Source organism: Actinomycetota bacterium, assembly GCA_016700055.1.
Classification (GTDB): Bacteria; Actinomycetota; Acidimicrobiia; order Acidimicrobiales; family Ilumatobacteraceae; genus Kalu-18.
The window spans coordinates 54,941-80,598 of record CP064997.1; the positions used below are offsets into that span (position 1 = coordinate 54,941).

A 25,658-nucleotide genomic window follows, 5' to 3' on the forward strand; every position below is an offset into this window, starting at 1 on the left:
GGTCATCCTGGCGGATGCCGGAGGACCACCTTGCCGAGTTGGTCCCCGCGCTCTAGCCGCTCGAGCGCCGCCGGGTAATCAGCCAGGCTTCGCACGCTGTCGACGTGCACGGCGAGGCCCTGCTCGACGAGGTGCACGAGCTCTGCGAACTCCTGGTAGCTGCCCATCGAAGAGCCGATGATCTCGAACTGCTTGAAGAACAGCCGGGGCAGGTTCAGCTCCACCTTGGTGCCGCTCGTCCCCCCGCACACCACGAGTCGACCGCCTGCTTTCAGCGCGCGGATCGACTTGTCCCACGTCGCCGGGCCGACGCTCTCGACGACCACGTCGGCGTCGACCGCCCAGCGCGGTTCGGCCGAGTCGAAGGCGGCGAAGGCTCCGAGCTCGAGCCCTTCTGCTCGCTTGGCCTCCGAGCGGCTCGTCACGGCCACCCGCGCCCCGAGGTGGCGGGCGATGGCCAGAGCCGCGCAGGACACCCCGGACCCGATGCCCACCACCAGAACGGTCTCCCCGGCGCGCACGCGGGCGCGCCGCAGCATCCGGTATGCGGTCAAGTAGGCAAGCGGGAACGCGGCGCACTCCTCCCACGACCGGCCGCCCGGCCGACGCACGACGTTGCGCGCGGGGGCGACGGCGAATGTGGCGTGGCCACCCCACACGTGCTCGCCGTAGATCTCGAGGTTGTCGAGCGGCGAATCGATGCCGAGGCGGATCACGTCGTCGAGTGGTGACAGCGCGGGATTGATCACCACCTCGTCCCCCGGCACGAGACCGGTCACCGATTCTCCGACCGCATCGACCACTCCGGCCACGTCGCAGCCGGGGATGTGCGGAAGCGGCGGTCGCGGCATCCCCCGCGTGACCCACAGGTCCATGTGGTTGAGGGCGCTCGCCACCACCTTCACCCGCACGTCGTCGGCGCGCATTGCAGGCAGGTCGATCTCACCCCAGCGGTAGCTGCCTGGTGATTCGTCGAGGATCCAAGCGTCCATGGGGGTCGACGGTACGCGTCAGACGCACACCCGCAGCGCATCGGGTTCGACCACGACGCGAACGCGCGCAACGCGGGCCAGGCCTTCCTCGCGCAGGCGTTGGCCGTCGAGCCAGACGTGGGTCCCAAGCGGTACGTCGATCTCGAAGTCGCGCACCTGGCGGGTGCGCACCAGCGGGTGCGGTACGTGTGCGCCGCGTGGCAGGCGCCGCCATGCCTGCCAGCGTTCCCGCCACGGCATCTGCGCGTCCACCTCCACCACGTCGGCGCGGCCGTCGTTCGGGTGCGCGCGCGGAGCGACATCCCACCTGCCGAAGTACTGCGTGCCCATCACCGCCACGATCGGGCCTCGCCACGCGGTTCGCCGGACGAGCACGTGGCAAGCCGCCCAGCGAGTGAACGACTGGCCGGCGGACCCGCCCAACTCGACGCGCAGCAGGTCGACAGGAAGGATCGCGACCTCACCTCCGGCCCCGCCGCCCGAGCGTGCCTCGAAGCGCACCGCATCGCCTGTACCGCCGACGGCTCGGCACAGGTCGCCGCCGAGCAGACCGACAGTCGGCAGAGGCAACTCCGCCGATCGGCAGCGGTTGACGACGGCGTGCAGCTCGGCATCGGAGCGAACCAACTGCACGTCGTCAGGTGCCGGGCCGACCGCGCCCCAGGGCTCACCCTTGCGGATCGTCATCTTCCACGACGCTCGACGCGGCGACGACACCGCGGAACAGCTGCTCGTGCGCCCGGTCGGCAGCCCGGCGGGTGTCGGGGTCGGGTGCTACCTGCGCGAGCTGGCGGAGCAGGTCGATGAGCTGCTTCGTGGTGCGCACGAAGTCACCCCCGGAGAGCTCCTCCTGCTCGACCACTTCGGCGAAGCCCTCCCCCGCCGCCCACGCGAATGCAATCGCCACGAACGTCGGGTCCGGTGGACGGTGCAGCGGCAGCCCCGCCTCTTCCTCGATCGCCTGCAGGTCACGGCTGATCGACTGGATGCTCTGCCACCGCTTGCGTACCTCGTGGTTGGGGAACCACGGTGCCGGCGGTGCCTCCGGTGAGCGGTGCTCGTACACGAACACCGAGACCAGCCCGGCCAGCTCTGCCGCGCCGAGGCCGTCGAGCAGGCCCTCCCCCAGGCACTCGGTGACCAGCAGGTCGCTCTCGTGGAACGTGCGCGCCAGGATCTGGCCGGACTCGGTCAGGCTCCACCCTTCGACGTAGTCCCAGTCCTCGAGGATGCGCAGCACCCGGTCGAAGCTCCGCGCGATCGAGTTGGTGCGACCCTTCACCTTCCCGCGCAGCTCCTCCATCTCGGTCGCGATGCGATCGGCGTGAGCAGCCGCCAACAAGCGCGCCGGAAGTTGCGGATCGTCCTCGACGGGGTGCGCGTCGGAGCCGTCGTCGTCGGGTCGACGCGGCACCTCGCGCGGTCGTCGCGGCGCGAGCTTGACCCGATCCAGGCGCTGAACGACGGTGCGCAAGAAGTCCTGCCGGTTCGGCGCGAACGGTGAGGGGAGCTCGATCGTTGCCAACACCGCGGGGACGTCGTCGAAGTCGGGTGCCGAGAGGTTCAGCGTGGCGCGCCGCGGAGTGAGCACGCTGAGCTTGACGCCGCCCTTGCGGTGGGCGGTCGACAACACCACTGCGCGCCCGCTGACGCGGCGCGTGTCGACGTGGATCACGTCGCCAGGACGCAGGTTCGCGAGCGCGTTCTCGACGGCGTTCTCGCTGCGTCCCGACGCCAGGCGCTCCGCGGCTCGACGCGCGCGGTACGCATGGATGTCGCCGAAGGGGCTGTGCGCGGCGAGGCGTACCTCGGCGAGCTGGCTCTGGCGCCGCTCCAAGCGGGCCTCCAGCCGAACCACGTCACGGTCGGCCTGGTACTGCGCGAACGACAGGTTCAGCAGGTGGTGAGCCTCCTCGCTCGAGTAGGAGCGCACCAGGTTGGCAGCCATGTTGTAGGTGGGTCGGAAGGCGCTCGTCAGCCGGAACGAGCGGCTCGACGCCAATCCGGCCACCTGGTCGAAGGGCACGAACGGGCTCCACAGCACCACGGCATGGCCGAGATCGTCGATGCCGCGTCGCCCGGCTCGCCCGGTGAGCTGGGTGTACTCACCGGGCGTCAGGAACTCGTGGCGGTCGCCGGTGAACTTCGTCAGCTTTTCGATGACCACCGATCTCGCCGGCATGTTGATCCCGACCGCGAGGGTCTCGGTGGCAAAGACCGCCTTCACCAAGCCTTCGACGAAGCACGCCTCGACCGTCTCCTTGAACGGGGGCACCATGCCCGCGTGGTGGGCGGCGACTCCCGCTTCGAGCTGCGCGAGGAACTGCGCGTAGCCGAGCACCGACAGGTCGCGGTGATCCATCTGCCCGAGGCGGCCCTCGACGATCTCGCGGATCCGCTCGCGCTCCTCGCCCGTGGTCAGCCTCAGCCCGGCGGCAAGGGCACCGCGGGCGGCCTCTTCGCAGGCGTTGCGGCTGAAGATGAAGTAGATCGCCGGCAGCATCCCTTCCTGGTCGAGCCGCTCGACCACGTCCACCCGCGAAGGCGTGTAGAGCACGCGGCGCGCCCGGTGGCGCCCTCCCCCGTCGCGGTTGCCCTTCCAGCCGCGCACTGCCTGCTCGTCGATGCGCTGCGCCTCGTGGTTCGGCCTGCCGCCGACGAGCGTGGGCAGCAGGTGCTGGCGGTCGCTCGTCTTGTCGCCGACCATGAACAAGTTGACGAGCTCCACCGGCCGGCGGTCTTCGACGATCGCCGTCGTCGGGCCCCTGACCGTGGTGATCCAGTCGGCGACCTCCTCGGCGTTGGACACCGTCGCCGACAAGCACACCAGCAGCACCTGCGGGGGCAGGTGGATGATCACCTCCTCCCACACGGGTCCCCGATACGCGTCCTGGATGAAGTGCACCTCGTCGAGCACCACGTACGCTAGATCTTCCAGGGCGACGCTGCGTCCGTAGATCATGTTGCGCAGCACCTCGGTGGTCATCACCACGGCCGGGGCGTCGCCGTTGATCGAGTTGTCACCGGTGAGCAGGCCCACCCGGTCACGGCCGTGGATGCGGCCGAGGTCGTGGAACTTCTGGTTCGACAGCGCCTTGATCGGTGCCGTGTAGAACGCCCTTCGCCCGTCGGCCAGCGCAGCGGCGATCGCGTACTCGGCGACGACGGTCTTGCCGCTACCCGTAGGCGCCGCAACGAGCACCGACCGCCCGTCGTCCAGCGCGTCGAGCGCTCTCAGCTGGAACGCGTCGAGAGGGAACGGGTGATGCGCGATGAGGAGCTGGCGGTCCGGGCGCACGGCGCCAGTCTGCCCCGAGGGCGCGCCAGGCGAAACGACCGCTGCTCAAGCAGCGGCTGCAACCCGGCGGCGGCGTGTCACCAGGTGACCGATGAGGATCGCGATGAAGTACATCAGCACCAACGGGATGGTGAGCACGATCAAGGTGATCGGGTCGCCCGAGGGCGTGATCACCGCCGCGAGCACGAAGATCGCGACGATCGCCACGCGCCACCCCTCCAGCAGCTGGCGCGGGTTCAGCACCCCGACGAGCTGGAGGAACACGAGCAGCACCGGGAACTCGAAACCCACCCCGAAGGCGGCCACCATCAACGCCACGAGGCTCAGGTACTTGGTGATCTGGAACGCCTGCTGCACGTCTTCGCCGGACCACGCGACCAAGAACTCGAGGCCGCGGTCGAGCGTCAGATAGGCCAGCGCACCGCCGATGCCGAACAGCAGGACCGAAGAGGCGATGAACGGGATCGCGTACTTCTTCTCGTTGGCGTGCAAGGCGGGCACGACGAAGCGCCACACCTGCCACAGGATCACCGGCAGGGCGAGCAGGATCCCGCCGTAGATGGCGACGCGCAGGCGGGCATTGAAGCCGTCGAGCGGGCCGAGCGAGAAGAGGTCGCACTGCTGCACCAGGTCTGGGCGGCGTTCGCACAGCCGGTCGTACGGCTGGCGCAGGAAGCGCAGCACCGGGTCGTAGAAGGCGAGCACCAGGATCACACCGAGCGACACCGCGAGCAGGGCGCGGATCAGCCGTGTGCGCAGCTCGCCGAGATGTTCGGTGAGCGTGAGCTGGTCGTCGGGGCTCTTGGCGATGGGGCGTGGCCGGCGTCGCGGCCAGGGCAGCTTCATGTCTCGGCGCCCTCACCATCGTCTGGCGCGGGCGAATCTGGCGCGGGCTGCTCGGCCGGCGACTCGGCCGGCGGCTCGGCCGGCGACTGCTCGGGGCGGGCCGATTCGAACGCACGCTTCATCCGCTGGCCGATCTGTGACGGATCGAGCGCCTCGAGACCCGGCGCGTCGTCACCGAGGGGCTTGACCACCGCCTTCTTGGTGAGATCGGCCGTTTCCCGCATCTCCCTGATCGGCTCTTCGAACGCCGTGCGCACCTCGCTCTGGAAGCCCTGGCTCATGCGCCGTAGCTCGCCGTACACGCGCCCGAAGCGCCGTAGCGCGTCGGGCAGCTTCTCCGGCCCGAGGACGATCAGCGCGAGCAGCAAGATGATGACGATCTCGCTGCCCGAGATGTTGAACACGGCGGCGAGTCTAGGTACGGCACCCGACGCGCACGCGGGCGAATGGCATCATCGAGGTGATGCAGCAACGCCTACCCTCGCTGCTCGACCCTCCGGTGGCGTTCGCGCATCGAGGGGCGCGGGCGCATGCTCCGGAGAACACGATCGAGGCGTTCGCGTTGGCGCTGCGCCTCGGCGCGACGGGCCTGGAGAGCGACGTGTGGCTCTCCGCGGATGGCGAAGCGGTGCTCGACCACGACGGTGTGGTGAAGACCGGCCGGCGCAAGCGGGCGATCGTCGAGCTGGCGCGCGTCGCGCTGCCCTCGCACATGCCGACGCTGGCCGAGGTACTCGACGCCGTCGGTACCGACTTCCACCTCTCCCTCGACCTGAAGCACGACGGAGCCGGCCCGGCCGTGCTCGCCGCCGTGCGTGGCACCGACCCGACCCTCGAGGAACGGCTGTGGCTCTGCCATCCACGCCTCGACGTGCTCGTCGCCCTCCGTGCGCACACCGAGGGGGCCAAACTCGTCGATTCGACCCGGCTGGAACGGGTGAAGGAGGGCCCCGAGCGCCGCGCGGCGACGCTGCGCGAGCGCGGCATCGACGCGATCAACCTGCACCGCACGGACTGGACCGGCGGGCTGACGACGCTGTTTCACCGCTTCGACCGCTTCGCCCTCGGCTGGGACATGCAGCACGAGCACGAGCTGCGCGCGGGCCTGAGGATGGGGCTCGACGGCGTCTTCTCCGACCACGTCGACACGATGATGGACGCCTTACGCGCGGAGGGTGACACGCGTTTCTGAGCGTGACATGCTTTACGGCGTCAGGCGGTTGCCGGTTTCCGTGGGTCGGGGCACACATACGGAAGAAGTCGAACCGGGAGGCGGGGATGCGTAGAGCAGTGGCGGCACTGACGACGGCGCTCGGCCTGGTCGCGCCCGCGTGCGGCGGCGACGACTCCGCTCCGGCGACCACCACCACACCCGCCAGCAGCACCACGGCCGCGACGACGTCCACAACTGCAGCGACCACGTCCACCACGACCACCACGTCCACCGTGCTCCCGACCTCGACGACCACCTCGATGGAAGATCTCGAGGCCCAGATCAGCACCGACTTCGAGTCGACCTGGCTCGCCTACTACGAGTGCATCTACGACCCCGCCAGCTGTGACTTCGGGGCCATTGCCGTGCCGGGAAGCGCGATCGACGAGATCCTCCGGGCGGAGATGGCGCAGCGGGTGGCCGAGGGTTTGCGCGGCGTTCGGGGGTCCGGTTCGGCCGAGCTCACTGTGGAGAGCATCGATCTCGCGCCCGATGGGCGCGTGGCGACCGTCGTGACCTGCCAGGTAGACGGTGGCGTGTTGATGGACATCCGCGATCCAGCCGACCCGACCGACGACGTGGTCGTCAACGACGCGCTGAGCTCGTACCGCACCAGTTGGGTGATGCGCATGGCCGATGAGCGCTGGCTGCGTGATGCTGTCACTCCGATCGCGACCTTCAGGGGGCAGGACTCATGCGCCGGTTGACGATTGCGTTCCTCGCCCTGTTCGGCTCGTGGCCGGCGAGCGCTCATGCCGACTTCTATGGTCCTAGTGGCGGCTCCCAGGACGGCGTGATCTGGGCGGGGGTGCAGTTCTCGCCGCCGCCCGGTAGCGGCGGTGGTGGTGGAGGTGGCGCGAGCGAGTGCACCTGGCAGCCGGCGGAGGTCTACGACTCGGGAATCGGCAGCTTCGGAGACATCGACAGGGTGGTGAACGGGGTGCGCTACCACCTCTACTACCGCAGTTGCCCGACCGGAGACGACCTCGTGTGGGTGGCCCAGCTCACCCCCGCAGAGCTCGCGCAGCGGGCTGCCGACGCCGTCTACGACCGCCTGCCGGCGCCGCAAGCGCGCTTCGCGCCACCGGCCGAGCGCGGCGTGGTGCACGTCGGGATGTGGTTCTGGACCGAGCCGAGCACCTGGCAACCCGTCTCGGTGACGGCCTGGATAGCAACCCCGACCGGGGTGGTGTGGGCCGAGACCACCGCCACGCCGACTCGGCTCGTCTATCGCCCCGGCGACGGTTCGGGCGTCGATCGCTGTACCGGGCCCGGCCCGGTGTGGTCGGACGCCGTGGGTGACGAGACGCCGTCGCCGTGCATGCACACGTACCGCCATGCCTCTGCGACCCGCGGCGGCGGCACATACGCAGCCGAGCTCGGCATCGAATGGGCGATCTCGTGGACGTCGAACGCGGCCGCCGGTGGGTCGCTGGCGGGCTACACCACGCGGTCCAGCTACGACATCCGCGTCGACGAGATCCAGGCGCTTGTAACGGGCTGAGCGGGGCTTCCTACAGCCAGGCCCACGAACCGATCGGCCAGATCACGACGAACGCCCGGCCGCGGATCGCCTCGATCTCGATCGGACCGAAGTCACGGCTGTCGAAGCTGGAGGGCCGGTTGTCACCCATCACGAACACCTCGCCCTCGCGGACCAGTTCTGCCGCGCGGTCGGTCCAGCGCCCACAGCGGCTGGCGGGGTCGGGTTGGGCCATCAACTCGTCGTCCAGATACGGCTCGACCAGTTCGCTCTCGTTCACGAACACGACGCAGTTGCGGATGGTGACGGTCTCGCCGGGTAGCCCGATGACCCGCTTGATCAGGTCGTCGTGGGCCACCTCTTGACCGTTCTGGGAGACCTTGTCGAACACCACCACGTCGCCGCGGTTGACGTCGTGCAGCTTGTAGGAGAGCTTGTTCACCAGCACCCGGTCGCTCGGCGCGAGGGTGCTCTCCATGCTCGGCCCGTCGATGTAGTACTGCTGGAAGACGAACGTGCGGATGAGCAGCGCGGCGCCGAGCGCGATCACGAGCACGATCACCCAGTCGAGGATGAACCGGGTCTGCCGGCGGCGGCGTTGGGCGCTGCCCACCTCGGCCGCGCTGTCGGCGGCGGCGGTGCTGATGTCGACCAATCCCCCGTTGTCACTGCGCATGGCTCCGCCGGCGGTGCCTCCCGCCGAGCGAGCGGCGAGCGGAGCCAGCTCGGGCAGCTCCTCGGAAGGGACGGCGTCGTCGGTCATGCTGGCGACACCGTATCCGCGAGGGTGCGCTAGCGAGCGGCGTTCACAGCGAGGCGATCAACTTCTCGACGCGCTCGTCGCGGCTCTTGAACGGGTCCTTGCACAGCACCGTGCGCTGGGCCTGGTCGTTCAGCTTGAGGTGCACCCAGTCGACCGTGTAGTCGCGCTTGCGCTCCTTGGCGCGCTTGATGAACTCACCGCGCAACCTGGCCCTCGTCGTCTGTGGCGGGATGTCGATGGCGTCGGTGATGTCGGCGTCGCTGCACACCCGCTCGACCAGCCCGTGGTCTTGCAGCTTGTAGTAGAGGCCGCGGTCACGACAGAGGTCGTGGTACTGCAGGTCGACGAGCTGCACGCGCGCGTGGCCGAGCGCCAGGCCGTGCTTCGCGCGGAATGCCTCGATCAGGCGGTACTTGATCACCCAGTCGACCTCGCGGTCGAGCTTCAGCGGGTCGTTCTCCAGCGTGGTCACACAGTGCTCCCACATCTCGAGTGCCCGCTGCTCGAGCGGCGGGAAGCCCTTTGCGGCGGAATAGCGCAGGGCCCGGTCGAGGTACTCCCGCTGGATGTCGAGCGCACTCACCTCGCGCCCGTTGGCGAGGCGTACCGTGCGCCGGCAAGTCATGTCGTGGCTGATCTCGCGGATGGCGCGGATGGGGTTCTCGAGCGTCATGTCGCGCAGCACGACCGCCGGATCCTCGATCATCCTCAGCATGCAGGCAGCCGCGCCGACCTTCAAGAAGGTGGTGTACTCGCTCATGTTCGAGTCGCCGACGATCACGTGGAGGCGGCGGTAGCGCTCGGCGTCGGCGTGGGGCTCATCACGCGTGTTGATGATCGGGCGGCTGCGGGTGGTGGCCGAGCTGACCCCTTCCCAGATGTGCTCGGCACGCTGCGAGATGGAGTACACCGGGCCCCTCGCCGTCTGCAGCACCTTGCCGGCCCCGGTGTAGATCTGGCGGGAGACGAGGAACGGGATGAGCACCTCGGCGTAGTGGCCGAGGTCGTCGTCGCGGCTCGTCGAGTAGTTCTCGTGACAGCCGTAGGAGTTGCCGGCCGAGTCGGTGTTGTTCTTGAACAGGTAGATCGTTCCCCGGATCCCCTCCTCGCGCAGTCGCTGCTCGGCCGAGTTGAGCAGCGACTCGAGGATGCGCTCGCCGGCCTTGTCGTGCACGACCACGTCGTACAGCGAATCGCACTCCGGGGTCGCGTACTCGGGGTGGGACCCGACGTCGAGGTAGAGCCGCGCCCCGTTCTGCAAGAAGACGTTGGAGCTGCGCCCCCAGGAGACGACGCGCCGGAACAGGTAACGGGCGACCTCGTCGGGGCTCAGGCGACGCTGGCCGCGCAGCGTGCAGGTGACGCCGTATTCGTTCTCGAGGCCGAATATCCGGCGCTCCATCGCGTCAACCTAGCGGCGCGACGGCGAGCGTCGGGCCCATTCGAAGCGCAGCACGGAACCGGGGGCTGCCTGGGCGACGATGCCGAGGTCGTCGGGATCGACGACGGCGATCACCGGGTAGCCGCCAGTCGTCGGGTGGTCGGCGAGCATCACGATCGGCAGCCCGCCACTCGGCACCTGGATCGCCCCGGGAACGAGGGGCTCGCTCGGCAGTTCGGCATCGACGACGCGGCGCAGCGCGCGTCCGGTGAGGCGGGCGCCGACGCGGTCGCTGTCGGGCCTGACCCTCCAGTCGACCACCACGATGGCGGCGACATCGTCGGGATCGAACCAGTCGAGCCGCGGGCCTGGCCACAGCCGTACCCGCTCACGACGTGGACGCTCCGGCGCGGTGTCCGCGGCGATCGTGGTGCGCGGGTCGGCGCCGATCGCCAGCAGCTCGCCGGGCTGGGGCGGAGGCGGTCCGATCCGCCCGAGCGAGTCCCACGAGCACGACCCGAGCACAGGCTCGGGGCGCACTCCCCCGCGCACGGCCACGTAGCAGCGCAGCCCCGACACGGCGGCGCCGACGGTGAGCAGCGCTCCGGCGGGCACCGACACGGGGGTGTGCCGCGACACGGATGCGCCGTCGACGCCGATCGCGTCCACCTCGGCGCCGGACACCGCCACGAGCATCGCCACCGTCGCGCGAAGGGCCAGCCCGCCGCAGGTCTCGAACCCCGGCGCGCCGGCAGGGTTGCCGACGAGGCGGTTGGCGATCGCCAGCGCTCCGGCGTCGACCGCGCCCGAGCGGGTCACCCCTATCTCGGCCAGGCCGGGCCGGCCGAGGTCCTGCACGGATGTGGCCAATCCAGCTCGGACCACCTCGACCGATCCCCGCGGGCTCACCGCGGGCCCTTCGCTGACCGCGTTTCGACGAAGTACACGACCGTGCCGGGCACGAGCAGCGCCGGAGGGTGACGGGAGGGCTGCCACAGGTCGGCCGTGGTGCGCCCGAGCAGGTGCCACCCTCCCGGGGAGGACGTCGGGTAGACGGCGGTGTACTCGGCGGCGATCGCTACCGAGCCAGCAGGCACCCGCGCCCGCGGCTCGGCGCGCCGGGGCAGGTGCAGCGCCGGGACGAGCCCGCTCAGGTAGGCGAAGCCGGGCGAGAAGCCGCAGAACGCGACGACGTACTCGGCGCCGCTGTGCATCGCGACCACCTCGCGGGCGTCACAGCCCACCAACGAGGCGACGTGATCGAGATCCTCGCCGGCGTAGCTGACCGGCAGCTCCACCGTCTCGCCCCGCCCCATGGGCGGCGCAGACCTTTGCTCGGCCGCGACCGCGACCAGCGCGGCGATCTCCGCCTCGACGAGCGCGCCGCGTGCGGCGCGCACCAGCACGGTGCGGGCCGCCGGCACCACGTCGATCACCCACGCGGGGCCGCTCGCCCTCACCGCCGACGCCACGGCCACCACCCCGGCGGCCGAGTCGAGCTCGACCAGCACGGCGTCGGGGCCGTACGGCAGCAGCTGCCAGCTCATCGCGGGGCGAACGGCGACAGCTCGACGCCGGCGGCCTCGAGCGCGCGGCGCGCCGATCGGGCCAGCTCGACCGCGCCGGGCGAATCACCGTGCACGCAGATCGACTCCGCCTCCACCCGCACGATGCTGCCGTCGACGGCGACCACGGTGCGATCGAGGGCGAGCTGCACCACCCGGCGCGCCACCGTGTCTGCGTCGGCGACGACGTCGTTCGCCATGCCACGGGGTACCAGCTCGCCGTTCGCCTGGTACCCACGGTCGGCGAAGGCCTCGCCCACGGGTCGTAGACCGACCTCCTCCGCTCGTCGCAGCAGCAGCGAGCCCGGCAGGCCGAGCACCGCCAGGTGCGCCGAGTACTCGGCTGCCGCGTCGACGACGGCCGCCGCCTGCAAGGGATCGTGCACGGTGGCGTGGTACAACGCGCCGTGGGGCTTGACGTAGCGCACCGACGTTCCTGCCGCGCGGGCGAACGAGTCGAGCGCACCGAGCTGGTACAGCACCGCGTCACGCAGCGCCGCGGGTTCGATGTCGAGGAACCGCCGGCCGAACCCGACCAGGTCGGGGTAGGACACCTGGGCGCCGAGGGCCACGCCGGCGGCCGCGGCGCGCACGCAGACGCGACGCATGATCGACGGATCTCCGGCATGGAAGCCGCAGGCGACGTTCGCGCTGGTGACCACCTGGAGCAGGGCGTCGTCGTCACCGAGGCGCCAGACCCCGAAACCCTCGCCGAGATCGCTGTTCAGGTCGACGCCAGCACCCATCGCGCCTCACACTACGAAGCGCTGCACCTCTCAGATGCGACGCACGACGACGTCGACCACCGGGGTGTACGGGTCGTAGTCACGCACGGCCTGCACTGCCCAGGTGACCACGCTCTGCACGTCGGCCTCGCTCACCTCGGTCGGCAGGTCGAGCGTCACGACGAGGCGCTTCAAGTCTTTCGTCACGTCGACGCCGGGCATCTTGCCGAGCCGCGCGACTGCGGGGACGGTCGCGAGGCGAGCTTCGATCGCGGCCTCGTGGCCCGGTCGGTCCGGAACACCCGCTTCCTCGACTGCCTCCACCACGGCCGTACCCCCTTGCGTCACGTAGCCCACGAACGGCGCTTCGTCGTGGGCGTATGCCTCGACCACCGGAACCCGGTGACGAATGGAGCACACCGCACCCATCTCACGGAGCTGAGGTGGACGGTTCTGGTCGCGGATGAGGACCGTCACGTCGACACCGTCGCCCTCGAGCGGGCACGCGTCGAGGTCGTGGACGCCGCGGCACAGGTGCTTGTCGGTCTCGTCGAAGCACCGCACCACGTCGTGGCCGCGCTCCGCGAGCTGAGCGGCGACCAGGTCGCCTTCCTTGTGATCTCCGTCGACCAGCAGTACTCGCATGTGACCAGCCTGCGGAAGGCGGTGCACTAGAGGCAGGGTCAGGGGCGATCCCTGTTCGGGACCTTCGTCACTCCGGAGGGGTGAGCGGGGTCAACGGCGCCTCCGGCGCGTCGCCCGCGTGAGGCCCGTCGGGCGGAGCCGCGGCGTCGGTCGGCGACTCGACGAATTCCTCTCCGAGCGCGTCGGCGACCTCGGCCAGCTCGAGACGGCGGAAGCAGCGTCGCCCGTTGGAGCGAGCCAGCACGGCCACCTCCAGCTCGTCGGGGCCGAGCTGACGGTCACCGGCAAGTGCCCCGCGTCCCACCTGTACCGCTTCGACGAGCGTCAGGTCGGCATGCCACGCCGCAGTCAGGCGCTCCGAGATGGAGTCGGCGTCGCCGCCGAGCACGCTGAAGCGCTCCTCGTCCATCACCGTGCCGTCGTAGAGGATGTGGAACAGCTGATCGTCGGGGCCGGCGAGGCCCACCTCGGCGACGAGGATCTCGACCTCCATCGGCTTCATCTCGTGCGTGAAGATCTGGCCGAGGATCTGCGCGTACTGGTTGGCGAGGCTGCGCGCGTCGACGTCGTCGCGCGAGTACTGATAGCCCTTCAGGTCGGCCGCTCGTACGCCGGCGACGCGGAGCTGGTCGAACTCGTTGTACTTGCCGACGCCGGCGAACGCGATCCGGTCGTAGATCTCGCTCACCTTGCGCAAGGTGTTCGAAGGGTTCTCGGCGACCAGCGCGATGCCGTCGTCGTAGCGCACCGCGACCATTGCCCGCCCACGGGCGATGCCCTTGCGCGCATAGTCGGCGCGGTCCTTCATCACCTGCTCGGGGGCGACGTAGAACGGCATGTTCACGGGCCGTGCACCTCCCGGAACCCGGCGGCGATCTGCTGGTAGCGCTCGGCGAGGTCGGCGTCGTCGAGACGCCGCCAGCCGTCGGCAGTGATCGTGGCCACCACGGGGTAGATGCCGCGCAGCGCGTCGGGCCCGCCCGTCGCGGAGTCGGCGTCGGCGGCCTCCCACAGCGCTCGGGCGACGAGCTCGATCGCCGCGTCGCCGGACATCTCCCGCTGGTAGCCGACCTTCAACACGGTGCCGGCGTGCAAGCTGCCCGAGCCCGTGGCCACGTACTCGCGCTCTTCGTACCGGCCGCCGGTGACGTCGTAGGCCCACAGCCGCCCGACTTGGCGCAACACGTCGAAGCCGGCGAAGAGCGGCACCACGACCATCCCCTGCATCGCTGCCGGGAGATTGCCGCGAACCATCATCGAGAGCTGGTTGGCCTTGCCCTCCAGGCTGAGCGAACGGCCCTCGACCTTTTCGTAGTGCTCGAGCTGGAGCTGGAAGATCTTGATCATCTCCATCGCCGGGCCCGCGGCGCCGGCGATCGCGACACCGCTGTGGCGGTCGGCCTGCACCACCTTTTCCATGCTGCGATGGCTGATCAGGTTGCCACTGGTCGCGCGCCGGTCACCACCCATCACCACGCCGTCGGCGAAGCGCAGCGCCACACAGGTCGTCGCGTGAGGGATGTCGAGACCCTCGACCGCACCCGCGGCAGGCGTCGCCGGCAGGCCGATGCGGCGCACGAGCTCTGGAAAGCTCGACCCGGGGTCGTCACCCGGGGCGAAGATCGGCATCGACATCGGGGCTACTGACCGCCCTTTTGGATGTAGGACTTGACGAAGTCCTCCGCATTGGCCTCGAGCACCTCGTCGATCTCGTCGAGCAGGTCGTCGAGCTCGGCCTTCAGCTTCTCGCCCTGCTCGCCAGGCGCGGCTACTTCTTCGGCGACCTCGGCCTCACGGCTCGGGGCCGACTTCTGCTTCTGGATTCGCTCTGCCATCCAGCCGCCTCCCTCGATCTTCGTACTCGGGCTAAGCCTCGAGCCGAGCGAGCAGCTCGGCCGCGGTGTCGCACTCGTCGATCAACCTACCCACCATGTCGGCGGTCCCGCGCAGCGGTTCCATCATCGGAACCCGCCGCAGCGGTTCCCTGCCGACGTCGAACACCATCGAATCCCAGTTGGCCGCGACGATGTCGTCGGGCCATTTCTGCAGGCACCGACCACGGAAGAACGCTCTGGTGCTGGAGGGCGGCTCGGTGACCGCCCGCGCGACCTCGTCGGCGTCGACGATCTGTCGCAGACCAACTCGCTCGGACAGCCCTCGCCCGGCGCGCAGGTCGTGGTACTGCAGATCGATCGCCTTCAGCCGCGAGTCGCTCGGCCCGAGATCGTGGCGCTCGGCGTAGCCGACGACGAGGCGCTGCTTCGCGACCCAGTCGACGACGTCGGCCACGGTCGACGGATCGTGCTCCAGCCCGGCGAGGACGAGCTCCCAATGCCGCAGCAGGTCGGCCCCCACCGCTTCGTCGACGCATTCGAGACCGTGGGAGCGCTCGTACTTCTGGGCCCGTTCGAGCAACGCCCATTGCACCTCGAGCGCAGTGGCGCGTGAGCCGTCACGCAGCATGATCGTGCGCCGCAGACTCGGGTCGTGGCTGACCTGGCGAATCGCGGCGACAGGATTGCCGAGCGCGAGGTCCTGGCCGACGACGTCGTCTTCGATCATCGCCAGCACGATCGCCGTCGTGCCCACCTTCAAGTAGGTGGCCACCTCGCTCATGTTGGCGTCGCCGACGATCACGTGCAGCCGGCGGTACTTCTGCGGGTCGCAGTGCGGCTCGTCACGGGTGTTGACGATCGGGCGCTTCAACGTGGTCTCCAGCCCGACCTCTTCTTCGAAGAAGTCGGCGCGCTGGCTGAGCTGGAACGGCACCTCGACCGCGTCGGTTCCGGGCAGCTCGCAGCCGACCTTGCCGGCTCCGGCGAACACCTGGCGGGTGACGAAGTGCGGCGTCACCTGGGCGACGACCCGCGCGAACGGCAGCTCCCGCGCGAGCAGGTAGTTCTCGTGGCACCCGTAGCTGTTTCCCTTGCCGTCGCTGTTGTTCTTGTAGACGACGAGCTCGGCTCCGTCGGGCAACGCCGACCTGGCGAAGTCCATCGAGCGCCGCACGATCTCTTCCGCGGCTCGGTCGTAGCGCACCACCTCGAGCGCAGTACGGCACTCGGGCGTCGACAGCTCCGGATGAGCATGGTCGACGTAGTAGCGGGCACCGTTCGTGAGCACCGCGTTGACCAGGTGGGTGTCGACCTCGGGCGGGAAGACGTCTTCGTAGGTGAAGCCGCGGGCGTCGTTGCCCGGGTGCTCGTCCTCGAAGTCCCAGCTGACCTTGCGGCTGGTGCCGCTGACGTAGGAGTTGATGAGCACGCTCGACGCAGCCACCGGGTTCGTGTCGGCGCCGCGAACCTGGATCCCGTACTCGGTCTCGATGCCGCAGACCTTGGGGATGGCCATGCAGCACCATATCGCCACGTCTCGTGGCGAGCGCGGCAGCGCCGCCGGGGCCGCTCTGCCTACAGGTACTGGCCGGTGGCGACCCGCTCGATCGCCCTGCCACCGGTGAGGTCGGCGCGGTCGCGGCCCTCGTTGACGAGAGTGCGGATGAACACGATCCGCTCACCCTTCTTGCCGGAGATCTTCGCCCAGTCGTCGGGGTTCGTCGTGTTCGGCAGGTCCTCGTGCTCGCGGTATTCGCGCCTGATCGAGTCGAGCAGGTCCTGGGTGCAAACGCCCTTCACCCCTCCGGCGATGAACCGCTTGATGGCGAGCTTCTTCGCCCGGCGCACGATGTTCTCGATCATCGCCCCTGAGGCGAAGTCCTTGAAGTAGAGGATCTCCTTGTCGCCGTTCTGGTACGTGACCTCGAGGAAGCGGTTGTCGTGGTCGTCGCGGTACATCTCGGCCACGGTGGAGCGGATCATCCGCTGGACGGCGGCCTCGGGGTCGCCGCTGCCGAGCGAGGCCACCTCGTCCGCGGACAGAGGTATGTCGGTGGTGAGGTAGCGGGCGAAGATCTGCGCCGCCGCGTTCTCGGCCGGCCGTTCGATCTTGATCTTCACGTCGAGGCGGCCGGGGCGCAGGATCGCCGGATCGATCAGGTCTTCACGGTTCGTCGCGCCGATCACGATCACGTTGCGCAGCCCCTCGACGCCGTCGATCTCGGCGAGTAGCTGGGGCACGATGGTGGACTCCATGTCCGAGGAGATGCCCGAGCCGCGGGTGCGGAACATCGAGTCCATCTCGTCGAAGAACACGATGACCGGCCACCCCTCCTCGCTCTTTTCCCGGGCCCGCTGGAACACCATGCGGATCTGGCGCTCGGTCTCGCCGACGTACTTGTTGAGCAGCTCGGGGCCCTTGATGTTGATGAAGTAGCTGCGCCCCTTCTCGCCGCCCGTGGCCGCGGCCACCTTCTTCGCGAGGCTGTTCGCGACCGCCTTCGCGATGAGGGTCTTGCCACAGCCGGGCGGGCCGTAGAGCAAGATCCCCTTCGGCGCCGGCAAGCGATGCTCGGCGAACAGCTCCTGGTGCAGGAACGGCAGCTCGACGGCATCGGCGATCTGCTCGATCTGCTCGTCGAGCCCGCCGATGTCGTCGTAGGAGATGTCCGGCACCTCTTCGAGCAGCAGGTCTTCCACCTCGGGGCGGGGCAGCCGCTCGAGCAACAAGTTGGAGTGCACGTCGAGGCGCATCGTGTCGCCCGGGCGCAGGTGCATCCCGCGGACCGCGTCGGCGAGCTCACAAACCAGCTCCTCGTCGGCGCGACCGACGACGATCGCCCGCACGCCGTCGTCGAGCAGGTCCTTCACCGTGACCACCTCGCCGACCAGTTCCGGCCGGCGGGCGAGGACCACGTTGAAGCTCTCGTTCAGCACCACCTCGGCACCGAGCTCGAGGGCGTCGGCTTCGATGTCGGGGTGCAGGTTCACGCGCATCTTGCGCCCGCTCGTCAGCACGTCGACGGTTTCGTCGTCGTAGTTGCGCCCGACCACGATCCCGTACGCCGACGGAGGCTGGGTGAGCTTGTCGACCTCGTCGCGCAGGGCGGAGATGTGCTCGCGCGCCTCACGCAGGGTGTAGCTGAGCTTTTCGTTCTGCGCCGAGGCCTGCGCCAGCTGACCCTTCGTCTCGAGCAGGCGCTCCTCCAGTTGGCGAAGGCGCTTGGGCGAGTCGGCGAGCTTGCGGCGGAGGTGGCCGATCTCTTCTTCGAGCAGCACTACCTGGGACCGCAGACCGACCTCGTTCTCGTCACCGTCGTCCCGAGAGGTCACGTGCTCCTCCTTCCGCAGCGCAACGGCTACGTGTTTGCGAACCTACACGCACCGGTGTTACGGACCGGTGATGCCTTTGCTGCCAACATGTTTCCACCGGTTCGGCCGTGTAAAGTGTCGGCAAGCACGACGGCCTCCCGTCACGTCGACGCCCATCACCCCCGCGATGCCAAGGAGCAAACGAGCGACATGAAGGTCTGGATCGACCAGGATCTCTGCACCGGCGACGGCCTCTGCGAAGAGATCGCACCCGACGTGTTCACCCTGCTGGACGACGGGCTCGCGTACGTAAAAGAAGGCGACAAGGTCTTCGCCACCGCCAAGGGCAACCCCCAGGGGGCCGAAGGCATGGCCGAGATCCCCGACGGTCAGCTCGACGCCGTCATCGAGAGCGCCGAGGAGTGCCCCGGCGAGTGCATCTTCATCGAGCCCTGACCAGCGCCCGAGGATCACCGGCTGATTCAGCCGAGGTACCGGGCGGCGGTGAGAAAACCGGTGTGCGCGACCATGCGGTGGTCGGGTCGCACCGCTTGTCCTTCGACGTGCCACGTGCGGTGGAGCACCTCCAAGGTGCGTTGCTCCGACCACGCCGCCGTGTCGAGAGCCTCTCTCACGCGCGACACCTGCATGATCGAAGGGGTGTACGCGATCAGGATCCCGCCCGCGCGGAGCGCCCCGCCCGCGGCGTGAGGCACGACGCGCCACGGCTCGGGCAGGTCGAGCACGACGCGGTCGAGGTCGCGCTCGTCGATGCCCTCGTAGCAGTCGCGTAGCTCCACCCGGTAGTGCTCCAACGCCGCGGCGCCGACGAACTCACGCACGTTCGTGCGCGCCCGGTTCGCGAAGTCCTCGCGCAGCTCGTAGCCGACGATCTCGGCCCCCCAGCGCAGCATCGTCATCGACAGCGCCCCCGAGCCCACCCCGCTCTCCAGCACCCGGACGCCCGGTCCGATATCGGCGATCATGCAGATCGGCGCGAGGTCCTTCGGGTAGATCACCTGTGCCCCACGCGGCATCTGCACCACGAAGTCCTCGAGCGTCGGGCGCAGGGCGAGGTACTTGGCTCCTCGCGTGGAAACCGCGCGAGTGCCCTCGGGCCGGCCGGCGATCTCGCCGTGGGGAACGAACCCGGCGTGAGTGTGGAACTCGCCCCCCTCGACGAGCGTCACCAGGTACCGCCGCCGCTTGGCGTCGAGCAACAGCACCTTGTCGCCGAACTCGAACAGGCGGCCCGCGGCGGCGCTCACGGCTGGCGTCCTTTGCGGCCGAGCAGCATCTCGACCGGCACCGGCTCGTGAGCCGCACCTGCCTCGACCAGGCGGCAGAACGCGCACAACGGGGCCTCGCCCTTCACGCCCGTCGGCGAACCGCAGCGGGTGCAGGCTTGCAGGCTCTCGCGCCCGGAGGCGTCGACGCTCGCGAGCAGCGGGGCCATCCGCTCCAGAAAGCCGAGGTAGAACGCCGCCTTCGAGCCCGGCGAACGCGCTTCGACGGCGTTGAGCGTCTCCTTGTACCCGAGATGGCGGTTGCCGATCGCCATCGGGCACTCCTCGACCATGTAGTCGATGCCGCGCAGCACGCACCACGCCGCGGTCTCCCGTTCGCTCAGGCGCACGAGCGGCTTCACCTTGCGGGGGAAGCCGTCGGCTGCGGGTAGCACGGGAAGCTGGCGCGCGAGGTACTCGAGGTCCCATCGCAAGGTGTTGCCGAACAGCACCGCCGCCTCGTCGTCGAGGTTGTGGCCGGTCACCACCACGTCGTAGCCGCCGTCCAGCGCGGCGCGGTCGAACACGTGACGCTTGCTGATCCCGCAGGCACTGCACGGCACACGCCGGGTGGCGCGCGCGGCGGTCGGTACGTCGTAGCCGTGGTCGGCCCGCAGCGACACCTCGTGCAAGGTGAGCCCTCGCTCGGCAGCGAACGCCCTCGCGTACCGGGCCGACACGTCGCTGTAGTCGCCGATGCCGAGCCCGACGTAGAGGCCGTCGGCATCGTGGCCGAGATCGACGAGCATGTCCCACACGGCGAGGCTGTCCTTGCCGCCGGACACCGCGACGAGGATCCGATCGCCGGGGCGCAGCATGTCGTGGTCGTGCACGGCCTTGGCCACCTGGCGCCGGCACAGCTCGAAGAAGTGCTCGGCGCAGAAGTTCGCGTTGTGCCGGGGTAGGTCGATCACTGCCGGTCCACGGCACGTGCGGCACTTCACTCAGGCACCTCCCGAGATGACGGGACGGATCTCGACGACGTCGTCTGGCGCGAGCAGCTCGTCACTCGGCACGAGCGTTCCGTTGCGAATGACGAGGTGTGACTCACGGTTCAGACCGAGCTCGGCCAACAGCGCGTGGACCCGTCGCCCTCCGGGCAGGTCGAGCTCTCTCGGCGGATTGCGCAGCATCACCTTCATCGCGGGGACCATTCTCGCCCGGCGTGTGGGCCGAACACGCTTCAGCCGGTCAGTTGGAGCGCTTCGCAGCCTTGCGTTCGCTTCGCGACGGCGCCTTGATGGCCACCACCGTCACGGTCTCGCCGGGACGCAGCACCTCTGTGGCGACGACCTGCTCGGAACGCCCGACGGCATTGCGCAGCAAACGCGCCCCCCAGAGGACCCCGCCGACCGCCAACCAGCCGCGCTGGCCGCCGAGCAGGCCGTCGTAGATGGCGCGCCGGCGGACGTACGCGATCGGCGACAGGAGGCTGGGACGGCGGCGCACGGTCTTTCAGACCCGGCGGATCTCGACGATGGTGGTCTTCTTCTTGCCCGCCCGCCGGCCGAGCACGAACACCACCAGCACGATCAGCGCGGCCACGGCCGCGCCGGCAGTGAGCAGCGTCTGCTTGCGATCCTCCACCTTGCCCTGCAGCCCGTCCTGGAAGGTCTGGAGCCTGGCTTCGAGGTCGTCACGGGTGATCTTGGTCGCTGGCGTGGCCATCAGCGGCGCTCCTTCGCGAGGGTGGCTCGGTTGATCCTCGAAAAGCTGAGGGCGACGATCGCCCCTGCCGCGACCAGCACGATCGCGTACGGCACCCAGCTCCACGAACCGTCGAACGCATCGGTCTCGGTCTGCAGCACCCGCAGCAGGCCGAGCAACAGCATCATCAACCCGACGCCGAGCAGCAGCGCGCCAATCGCGCCGTACCCCAGCCAACGCCCGGCTCCCTTGATCGGGCCGAGGGTCTCCTGGCGGGCGTAGGTCTTGACGAACTCGAAGAGCTCGCCGACGTTCGTGCTGTCCGTCGATGTCGCAGGACTCGCCTGGCGGTCGCTCACGGGCCAGTTTCTAGCAGACACCGTTGATCCGGGCTCAGGGTGCGGCTCCCCCGAGGCGGAACCGCAGCAGGGCCTCGACGTCGTCGAGCACACCTTCGAGCATCTCCAGGCGGGCACGCGGGCCAGGCGCGCCGAGCAGCTTGTGGCGGTCGGCCGGCCCGATCGGCGCCAGGGCACCCAGCCGGTAGGACGCCGAGACCGGATCGGCCGAGACGGACATCTCGGGCACTTCGGTCAGGTCTCCGAGCTCCACCGACAGCGCGAGGGCACGCCGCACACGTGCCGAGACCGCGGCGATCAGGCGATCCTCGTCGGCGGCGTCGCCACCGTCTTCTGGCCAGTCCTCCACGTCGGCGCGGGGGTACGGATCGTCGGGCAGCCAGGTGCTCACCTTCAGCCGCCGCCCTCCGACGGCCACGACCGAGTACCTGCCGTCGGGCAGCGCGCCGACCTGCACCATGCGGGCGACCGTGCCCCACGTGGAGCGCTGGTCGCCGCCACCCACCTCGCTCCCCCGCTCGATCATGACGACACCGAACTCGGGCACGTCGGCCGCGAGGCAGTCGCGCACGAGCTCGCGGTAGCGAGGCTCGAACACGTGAAGCGCCAGCGCGGCCCCCGGGTAGAGGGGCGAGCCGAGCGGGAACATCGGCATCGCCGTCATCGGGGAACGGCGTCGGGAGGTGCCAGCTGCGCGGCCGTCGCGCCGGCGGGGAACGAGGCCAAGGCGTCAGAGAGAACGCCCTCCCAGATCGGTCGGTAGCCGGCCTGCTGGTCGACGCCGGGCGCGTTGAGCAGCAGGGCGAACTGGATCACGCTCGGGCCGGCCCCGACCGGTTCGGGCACGAAGCCAGCCAGTGCCTTCACGTCGGTGAGGGTGCCCGTCTTGCCGAGCAGGCGGCCCTGCATCGGATCGTCGACGAACACCTCGGCGAGAGTGCCCGTCTCACCGGCGACGGCCAGGCCGCTGCCGATCGGGTCGGCGGGATCGTGGCGCTCGAGGACCGCCATCAATGCCGCACAGGTGACCCTGTTGTCGCGCGACAGCCCGGAGCCGTCGGCGAGGACCACCCCGACGAGGGGCACCTGCCACGCGGCGAGCTGGTCACGCATCACCTGCAGGCCGGCCTCGCGCGTGCCGAGCCCGGTCTCCGCCACGGCGACCTCCTTCACCACCAGCTCGGCGGTGTTGTTGTCGCTCGTCGAGAGCATCTCGCCGACGATCTCGCCGAGCGGCGCGGACTGGACCGACGCCACGACAGCGAGGCCGGCCGGCGCCGCGGCGACGGTCGAGGCGCCGCTCACCGTTACACCGCGTTCGCGCAGCAGGCGCAGCAGCTCTCGCGCAGCACCCTCGGCCGGGTCGGAGGCCTTCAACGGGTCGTCGAGGACCGCCGCGTCGTTTGCCATGAGGCCGCCGAGCGGACCGCCCTCAACCACGCGGACCTCGTCGGACCACGTCGGGGGGAAGCGCTCGTCGTCGTATCGGCTGCCGTCACCGACGATGCTGCCGTTCACCGTCGTGACGCCGGCGGCGACGACGGAGTCGGCCAAGGCGTCGAGGCTCGTAGCCGGCAACTGCGGGTAACGGGCGAGACCAGACTCGGGGTACCAGTCCGCGGCGAGCATCGGGTCGCCGCCGCCGACCAGGTACAGGTCGCCGTTCACCGTGCCGGCGGCGTCGAGCACTCCCCGCACCTCGGTGACGTAGCGGAAGTCGCTGCCGAGCACCTCCAGCGCGATGGCGGCGGTGAGCAGCTTCTGGGTGCTGGCCGGCAGCACCGTAGAAGCCGCGTTGTCCTCGACGACGCGCAATCCGTCGACCGCGACCGACGTGCACGAGCCCTCGCCGACGACGTCGGTGAGCGGCACGAGGGCAACTTCGAGCTCGTCGAGGTTGACGTCGCGCGAGACCACCGCGGGAACCCGGCGCATCGACAGCACGGGCGTCGGCGCGTCGACCGTGGGCGGCGGGGTCAGCGCGTTGGGGGTCGGCGTGTCACTGCCGGCCTTGGCGTCGGCCCAGGCCCACAGCCCGACGAGGGCGGCCAGGGGCACGAGAGCGATCGCCGTGAGCACCACCACAGGGTGCGGACGAGGGGTCGTCACGAAAGCCCTCTTCGACGACGGTGCTCGCCGTAGCGGTAGAGGTGCCCGAGCGCCGTCACCGCCCTGTTCGCCGAGCCGTAGCACAGCCGGCCAGCGGCCCGAACGGTGGCCGGGCCGGGGTTGTCCGGGTCGGCCACGGCGAGCTCGGTGGCGGTGAGGATCGGCTTGCCGGTGCGCTGCGACAGCTCGTCGGCCGCCTCGGCGAAGCGGGCGTCCTGACGCTCGTGGTAGGCGACGATCCGCTCCAGGCCGTGGTCGGGATAGAAGGGCCCCTCGCGCATCAGGCGGGCCTGGTTCGACTGGATGCCGAGGCCCAAGTAGACGATCGCGTGCACGTCGGGGTGCGTCGCGATCAGCTCCATCACCTGCGGGATCGTGTCGCGCGTCTCGCCTCCCGCGCAGTCGACCGGGTTGGCGCGGCTCCACCTCGGCGGCAGGAGCGCGTCGACCGCGGCGCGCAGGTCGTCGGGAAGTTCGAGCAGCCGCAGCCGGCCGTCGCGGGTGATGGCATCGGCGGTGACCACCCCCCAGCCGCCGGCGGTGGTCAAGACGACGACGTTCGGTCCGGCGGGCAGTGGCTGTGTGGCGAAGGTCGCCGCCGCCTCGAACGCCTCTTCCACCGTCGCCGCGCGGGTGATCCCCGCGGCGCGGCAGAACCCGTCGAAGATCTTGTCGTCGGCGGCGAGGGCGCCGGTGTGGCTGGCCGCTGCTCGCGCCCCACCCTCGGTGGCCCCGCCCTTCACCAGCACGAGCGGCTTGCGAGCCGCGGCGCCGGCGAGGCGCTGCATCAGCGCGCGGCCGTCGACGATGCCTTCCACATAAGCGAGCCCGACCGCGGTTGCCGGGTCGGTGGCGTAGAAGTCGAGGTAGTCGGCCACGCTCACCGCTGCCGCGTTGCCGGCCGACACCGCCCGGCTGATGCCCACCCCGGTGGCCCTCGACCAGTTGAGGAAGCTGGAGACGAAGTTGCCGCTCTGGCTGGCGACGCCGATGCTGCCCGGCGGGGGGTACGGCGCCACGATCTGGGCACACAGCCGGGCCGGGGTGGACACCACACCCTGGCCGTTCGGGCCGGCCAGCAAGATGCCGAGCCGGTCGGCGAGCGCGACGAGCTCGGCCTCGGCCCGGCGGCCGTCGTCGCCTGCCTCGCCGTAACCGGCCGAGGTCAAGAACGCGGCCCGGACGCCCTTGCTGGCGCACGCCCGGAGCAGCTCGGGGTTCGCCGAGGCCGGGGTGCACACGAACACGAGGTCGATCTCACCGTCGGGGAGCTCGGCGACGTCGGCGACGGTGCGCACCCCGAGCACCTCTTCGCCCTGCAGGTTCGTGCCGTACACGGCCCCTGCGAAGCCGGCGGCGAGGATGTTGTGCAGCGACACGAACCCGAACTTGCCCGGGTGGGTGGACGCGCCGGCGACGAGCACCGCGCGCGGTTCGAACAGCGCGCGGAAGTGCTCGTCGCTCGGGCGGGGGCGTGCCGCGGCGATCGGCGACCGGCTGTCGCCGCCGGCGTCCAGCTCGACGAGGGCGTCCACGGCCACCGGAGCACCGTCGGAGCGCACGATCAGCGGGTTCAGGTCGACGCTCGTCACGTCGGGGCGGTCGATCGCGAGCCTGCCCAGGCCGATCAGCGCCTCGGCGAGCTGCTCGCGGTCTACGGCGGCCTCGCCGCGGAACTCGCCGAGCAAGCGCTGTGTCGCGAGATCCTCGATCATCTCGTGGGCGGTGACGCGGTCTACCGGAGCCGGGCGGAAGACGACGTCGGCCACCGCCTCGGCAAGAACGCCTCCGACCCCGAGCATCACGCACGGGCCGAACTGGGGGTCGCGGATCATCCCGGCGATCAGCTCGCGGTTACCCGACACCATCGGCGCGACGAGCACCGACACCTCGCCGTCGTCGGGCGTCGCCGCGGCGAGGAGCTCGCCGGCCGCCGCCCTGACCATGTCGCCGTCGGTGAGTCGCAGGCGGACCAGGCCGCGCTCGGTCTTGTGAGCGATCGCATCGCCGCACAGCTTCGCTACGACGGGGAAGCCCAGCTGTTCAGCCGCGGCCACGGCGTCGTCGGGCGATGCCACCTGACGCTCCTGCCCGATCGGTACGCCGAATCCGCGCAGCAGGTCCTTCGACGCGGCTTCGGACAGCGTGCGCGGGGGCAACGGTTGAGGTGGCATCGGTCCCGTACCGTAGCGACGAGGC

29 protein-coding genes are annotated in these 25,658 nt (G+C 70.0%); 4 read left to right on the forward strand and 25 right to left on the reverse strand.

Translation table 11 applies throughout. The features are described 5' to 3' along the window. Positions 1-2: 2 nt before the first annotated feature. The 5 genes from IPM43_00285 to IPM43_00305 are packed head-to-tail and all read right to left on the reverse strand — an operon-like array spanning position 3 to position 5,540. Positions 3-992 carry a zinc-binding dehydrogenase gene (locus tag IPM43_00285; protein QQS24875.1) on the reverse strand — a complete coding sequence of 330 codons (990 nt, stop codon included), beginning with the start codon at positions 990-992 and terminating at the stop codon, positions 3-5. 18 nt (positions 993-1,010) lie between these two features. Continuing rightward, positions 1,011-1,679 (reverse strand): hypothetical protein, encoded by a 669-nt coding sequence (locus IPM43_00290; GenBank protein ID QQS24876.1) that lies wholly within the window; start codon positions 1,677-1,679, stop codon positions 1,011-1,013. Continuing rightward, on the reverse strand, positions 1,660-4,290 hold the full coding sequence (locus IPM43_00295) for a DEAD/DEAH box helicase (GenBank protein QQS24877.1): 2,631 nt from the start codon (positions 4,288-4,290) through the stop codon (positions 1,660-1,662). The genes IPM43_00290 and IPM43_00295 overlap by 20 nt, the downstream gene beginning before the upstream one ends. A 45-nt stretch (positions 4,291-4,335) precedes the next feature. Beyond that, positions 4,336-5,136, reverse strand: coding sequence for a twin-arginine translocase subunit TatC (tatC, locus tag IPM43_00300; protein ID QQS24878.1), 801 nt, complete (start codon positions 5,134-5,136; stop codon positions 4,336-4,338). Further along, positions 5,133-5,540 carry a twin-arginine translocase TatA/TatE family subunit gene (locus tag IPM43_00305; protein QQS24879.1) on the reverse strand — a complete coding sequence of 136 codons (408 nt, stop codon included), beginning with the start codon at positions 5,538-5,540 and terminating at the stop codon, positions 5,133-5,135. The genes tatC and IPM43_00305 overlap by 4 nt, the downstream gene beginning before the upstream one ends. A 59-nt stretch (positions 5,541-5,599) precedes the next feature. Between IPM43_00305 and IPM43_00310 the strand changes: the two genes are divergently transcribed. The 3 genes from IPM43_00310 to IPM43_00320 all read left to right on the forward strand — a co-directional run bounded on the left by IPM43_00310 (position 5,600) and on the right by IPM43_00320 (position 7,853). Beyond that, positions 5,600-6,328, forward strand: coding sequence for a glycerophosphodiester phosphodiesterase (locus IPM43_00310; GenBank protein QQS24880.1), 729 nt, complete (start codon positions 5,600-5,602; stop codon positions 6,326-6,328). 86 nt (positions 6,329-6,414) lie between these two features. Beyond that, a complete protein-coding gene (locus IPM43_00315; protein ID QQS24881.1) occupies positions 6,415-7,056 on the forward strand; it encodes a hypothetical protein in 642 nt (213 codons plus the stop codon). After that, a complete protein-coding gene (locus IPM43_00320; protein QQS24882.1) occupies positions 7,044-7,853 on the forward strand; it encodes a hypothetical protein in 810 nt (269 codons plus the stop codon). The genes IPM43_00315 and IPM43_00320 overlap by 13 nt, the downstream gene beginning before the upstream one ends. Before the next feature lie 10 nt (positions 7,854-7,863). Here the strand turns inward: IPM43_00320 and lepB are convergent, their stop codons facing one another. The 11 genes from lepB to arc all read right to left on the reverse strand — a co-directional run bounded on the left by lepB (position 7,864) and on the right by arc (position 18,079). Beyond that, on the reverse strand, positions 7,864-8,595 hold the full coding sequence (gene lepB / locus IPM43_00325) for a signal peptidase I (protein ID QQS24883.1): 732 nt from the start codon (positions 8,593-8,595) through the stop codon (positions 7,864-7,866). Positions 8,596-8,638: 43 nt separating this feature from the next. Then, positions 8,639-9,997, reverse strand: coding sequence for a Pup--protein ligase (gene pafA / locus IPM43_00330; GenBank protein ID QQS24884.1), 1,359 nt, complete (start codon positions 9,995-9,997; stop codon positions 8,639-8,641). A 9-nt stretch (positions 9,998-10,006) separates the two neighbouring features. Beyond that, positions 10,007-10,885, reverse strand: a complete 879-nt coding sequence (locus IPM43_00335) for a biotin-dependent carboxyltransferase family protein (GenBank protein QQS24885.1) — start codon at positions 10,883-10,885, stop codon at positions 10,007-10,009. After that, the gene (locus IPM43_00340; GenBank protein ID QQS24886.1) at positions 10,882-11,523 is read right to left on the reverse strand and encodes an allophanate hydrolase subunit 1; all 642 of its coding nucleotides are present in this window, start codon (positions 11,521-11,523) and stop codon (positions 10,882-10,884) included. Before IPM43_00340 ends, IPM43_00335 begins: the two co-directional genes overlap by 4 nt. Next, a complete protein-coding gene (locus IPM43_00345) occupies positions 11,520-12,287 on the reverse strand; it encodes a LamB/YcsF family protein (GenBank protein ID QQS24887.1) in 768 nt (255 codons plus the stop codon). The genes IPM43_00340 and IPM43_00345 overlap by 4 nt, the downstream gene beginning before the upstream one ends. A gap of 30 nt (positions 12,288-12,317) precedes the next feature. After that, positions 12,318-12,911, reverse strand: coding sequence for a response regulator transcription factor (locus IPM43_00350; GenBank protein ID QQS24888.1), 594 nt, complete (start codon positions 12,909-12,911; stop codon positions 12,318-12,320). Between the two features lie 67 nt (positions 12,912-12,978). Then, a complete protein-coding gene (gene prcA / locus IPM43_00355) occupies positions 12,979-13,755 on the reverse strand; it encodes a proteasome subunit alpha (protein QQS24889.1) in 777 nt (258 codons plus the stop codon). Further along, positions 13,752-14,546 (reverse strand): proteasome subunit beta, encoded by a 795-nt coding sequence (gene prcB / locus IPM43_00360; protein QQS24890.1) that lies wholly within the window; start codon positions 14,544-14,546, stop codon positions 13,752-13,754. The genes prcA and prcB overlap by 4 nt, the downstream gene beginning before the upstream one ends. Positions 14,547-14,551: 5 nt before the next feature. Next, the gene (locus tag IPM43_00365) at positions 14,552-14,746 is read right to left on the reverse strand and encodes a ubiquitin-like protein Pup (GenBank protein QQS24891.1); all 195 of its coding nucleotides are present in this window, start codon (positions 14,744-14,746) and stop codon (positions 14,552-14,554) included. A gap of 31 nt (positions 14,747-14,777) precedes the next feature. Further along, positions 14,778-16,262, reverse strand: coding sequence for a proteasome accessory factor PafA2 (locus IPM43_00370; protein ID QQS24892.1), 1,485 nt, complete (start codon positions 16,260-16,262; stop codon positions 14,778-14,780). A 59-nt stretch (positions 16,263-16,321) separates the two neighbouring features. Then, complete coding sequence (gene arc / locus IPM43_00375; protein ID QQS24893.1) at positions 16,322-18,079, reverse strand: proteasome ATPase; 1,758 nt, start codon at positions 18,077-18,079, stop codon at positions 16,322-16,324. Positions 18,080-18,268: 189 nt separating this feature from the next. On the opposite strand from arc, the gene IPM43_00380 reads away from it, so the two are divergent. Then, on the forward strand, positions 18,269-18,514 hold the full coding sequence (locus IPM43_00380) for a ferredoxin (GenBank protein ID QQS24894.1): 246 nt from the start codon (positions 18,269-18,271) through the stop codon (positions 18,512-18,514). Positions 18,515-18,540: 26 nt separating this feature from the next. On the opposite strand, the gene IPM43_00385 is transcribed toward IPM43_00380, so the two are convergent. Genes IPM43_00385 through IPM43_00425 form a run of 9 tightly spaced genes read right to left on the reverse strand, consistent with a single transcriptional unit; the run spans position 18,541 to position 25,633 of the window. Beyond that, complete coding sequence (locus tag IPM43_00385) at positions 18,541-19,326, reverse strand: tRNA (adenine-N1)-methyltransferase (GenBank protein ID QQS24895.1); 786 nt, start codon at positions 19,324-19,326, stop codon at positions 18,541-18,543. Then, positions 19,323-20,288, reverse strand: a complete 966-nt coding sequence (locus tag IPM43_00390; GenBank protein ID QQS24896.1) for an adenine nucleotide alpha hydrolase family protein — start codon at positions 20,286-20,288, stop codon at positions 19,323-19,325. Before IPM43_00390 ends, IPM43_00385 begins: the two co-directional genes overlap by 4 nt. Further along, positions 20,289-20,486 carry a MoaD/ThiS family protein gene (locus IPM43_00395; GenBank protein QQS24897.1) on the reverse strand — a complete coding sequence of 66 codons (198 nt, stop codon included), beginning with the start codon at positions 20,484-20,486 and terminating at the stop codon, positions 20,289-20,291. A 49-nt stretch (positions 20,487-20,535) separates the two neighbouring features. Next, positions 20,536-20,793: a hypothetical protein gene (locus IPM43_00400; protein ID QQS24898.1), complete on the reverse strand. Its 258-nt coding sequence runs from the start codon at positions 20,791-20,793 to the stop codon at positions 20,536-20,538. A 6-nt stretch (positions 20,794-20,799) separates the two neighbouring features. Further along, on the reverse strand, positions 20,800-21,012 hold the full coding sequence (locus tag IPM43_00405; GenBank protein ID QQS24899.1) for a hypothetical protein: 213 nt from the start codon (positions 21,010-21,012) through the stop codon (positions 20,800-20,802). Beyond that, complete coding sequence (locus tag IPM43_00410) at positions 21,012-21,350, reverse strand: hypothetical protein (GenBank protein ID QQS24900.1); 339 nt, start codon at positions 21,348-21,350, stop codon at positions 21,012-21,014. The genes IPM43_00405 and IPM43_00410 overlap by 1 nt, the downstream gene beginning before the upstream one ends. Before the next feature lie 34 nt (positions 21,351-21,384). Next, a complete protein-coding gene (locus IPM43_00415) occupies positions 21,385-22,005 on the reverse strand; it encodes an LON peptidase substrate-binding domain-containing protein (GenBank protein ID QQS26272.1) in 621 nt (206 codons plus the stop codon). A 5-nt stretch (positions 22,006-22,010) separates the two neighbouring features. Next, positions 22,011-23,459, reverse strand: coding sequence for a D-alanyl-D-alanine carboxypeptidase/D-alanyl-D-alanine-endopeptidase (dacB, locus tag IPM43_00420; protein QQS24901.1), 1,449 nt, complete (start codon positions 23,457-23,459; stop codon positions 22,011-22,013). Next, positions 23,456-25,633, reverse strand: a complete 2,178-nt coding sequence (locus IPM43_00425; GenBank protein QQS24902.1) for an acetate--CoA ligase family protein — start codon at positions 25,631-25,633, stop codon at positions 23,456-23,458. The genes dacB and IPM43_00425 overlap by 4 nt, the downstream gene beginning before the upstream one ends. Positions 25,634-25,658 lie beyond the last annotated feature (25 nt).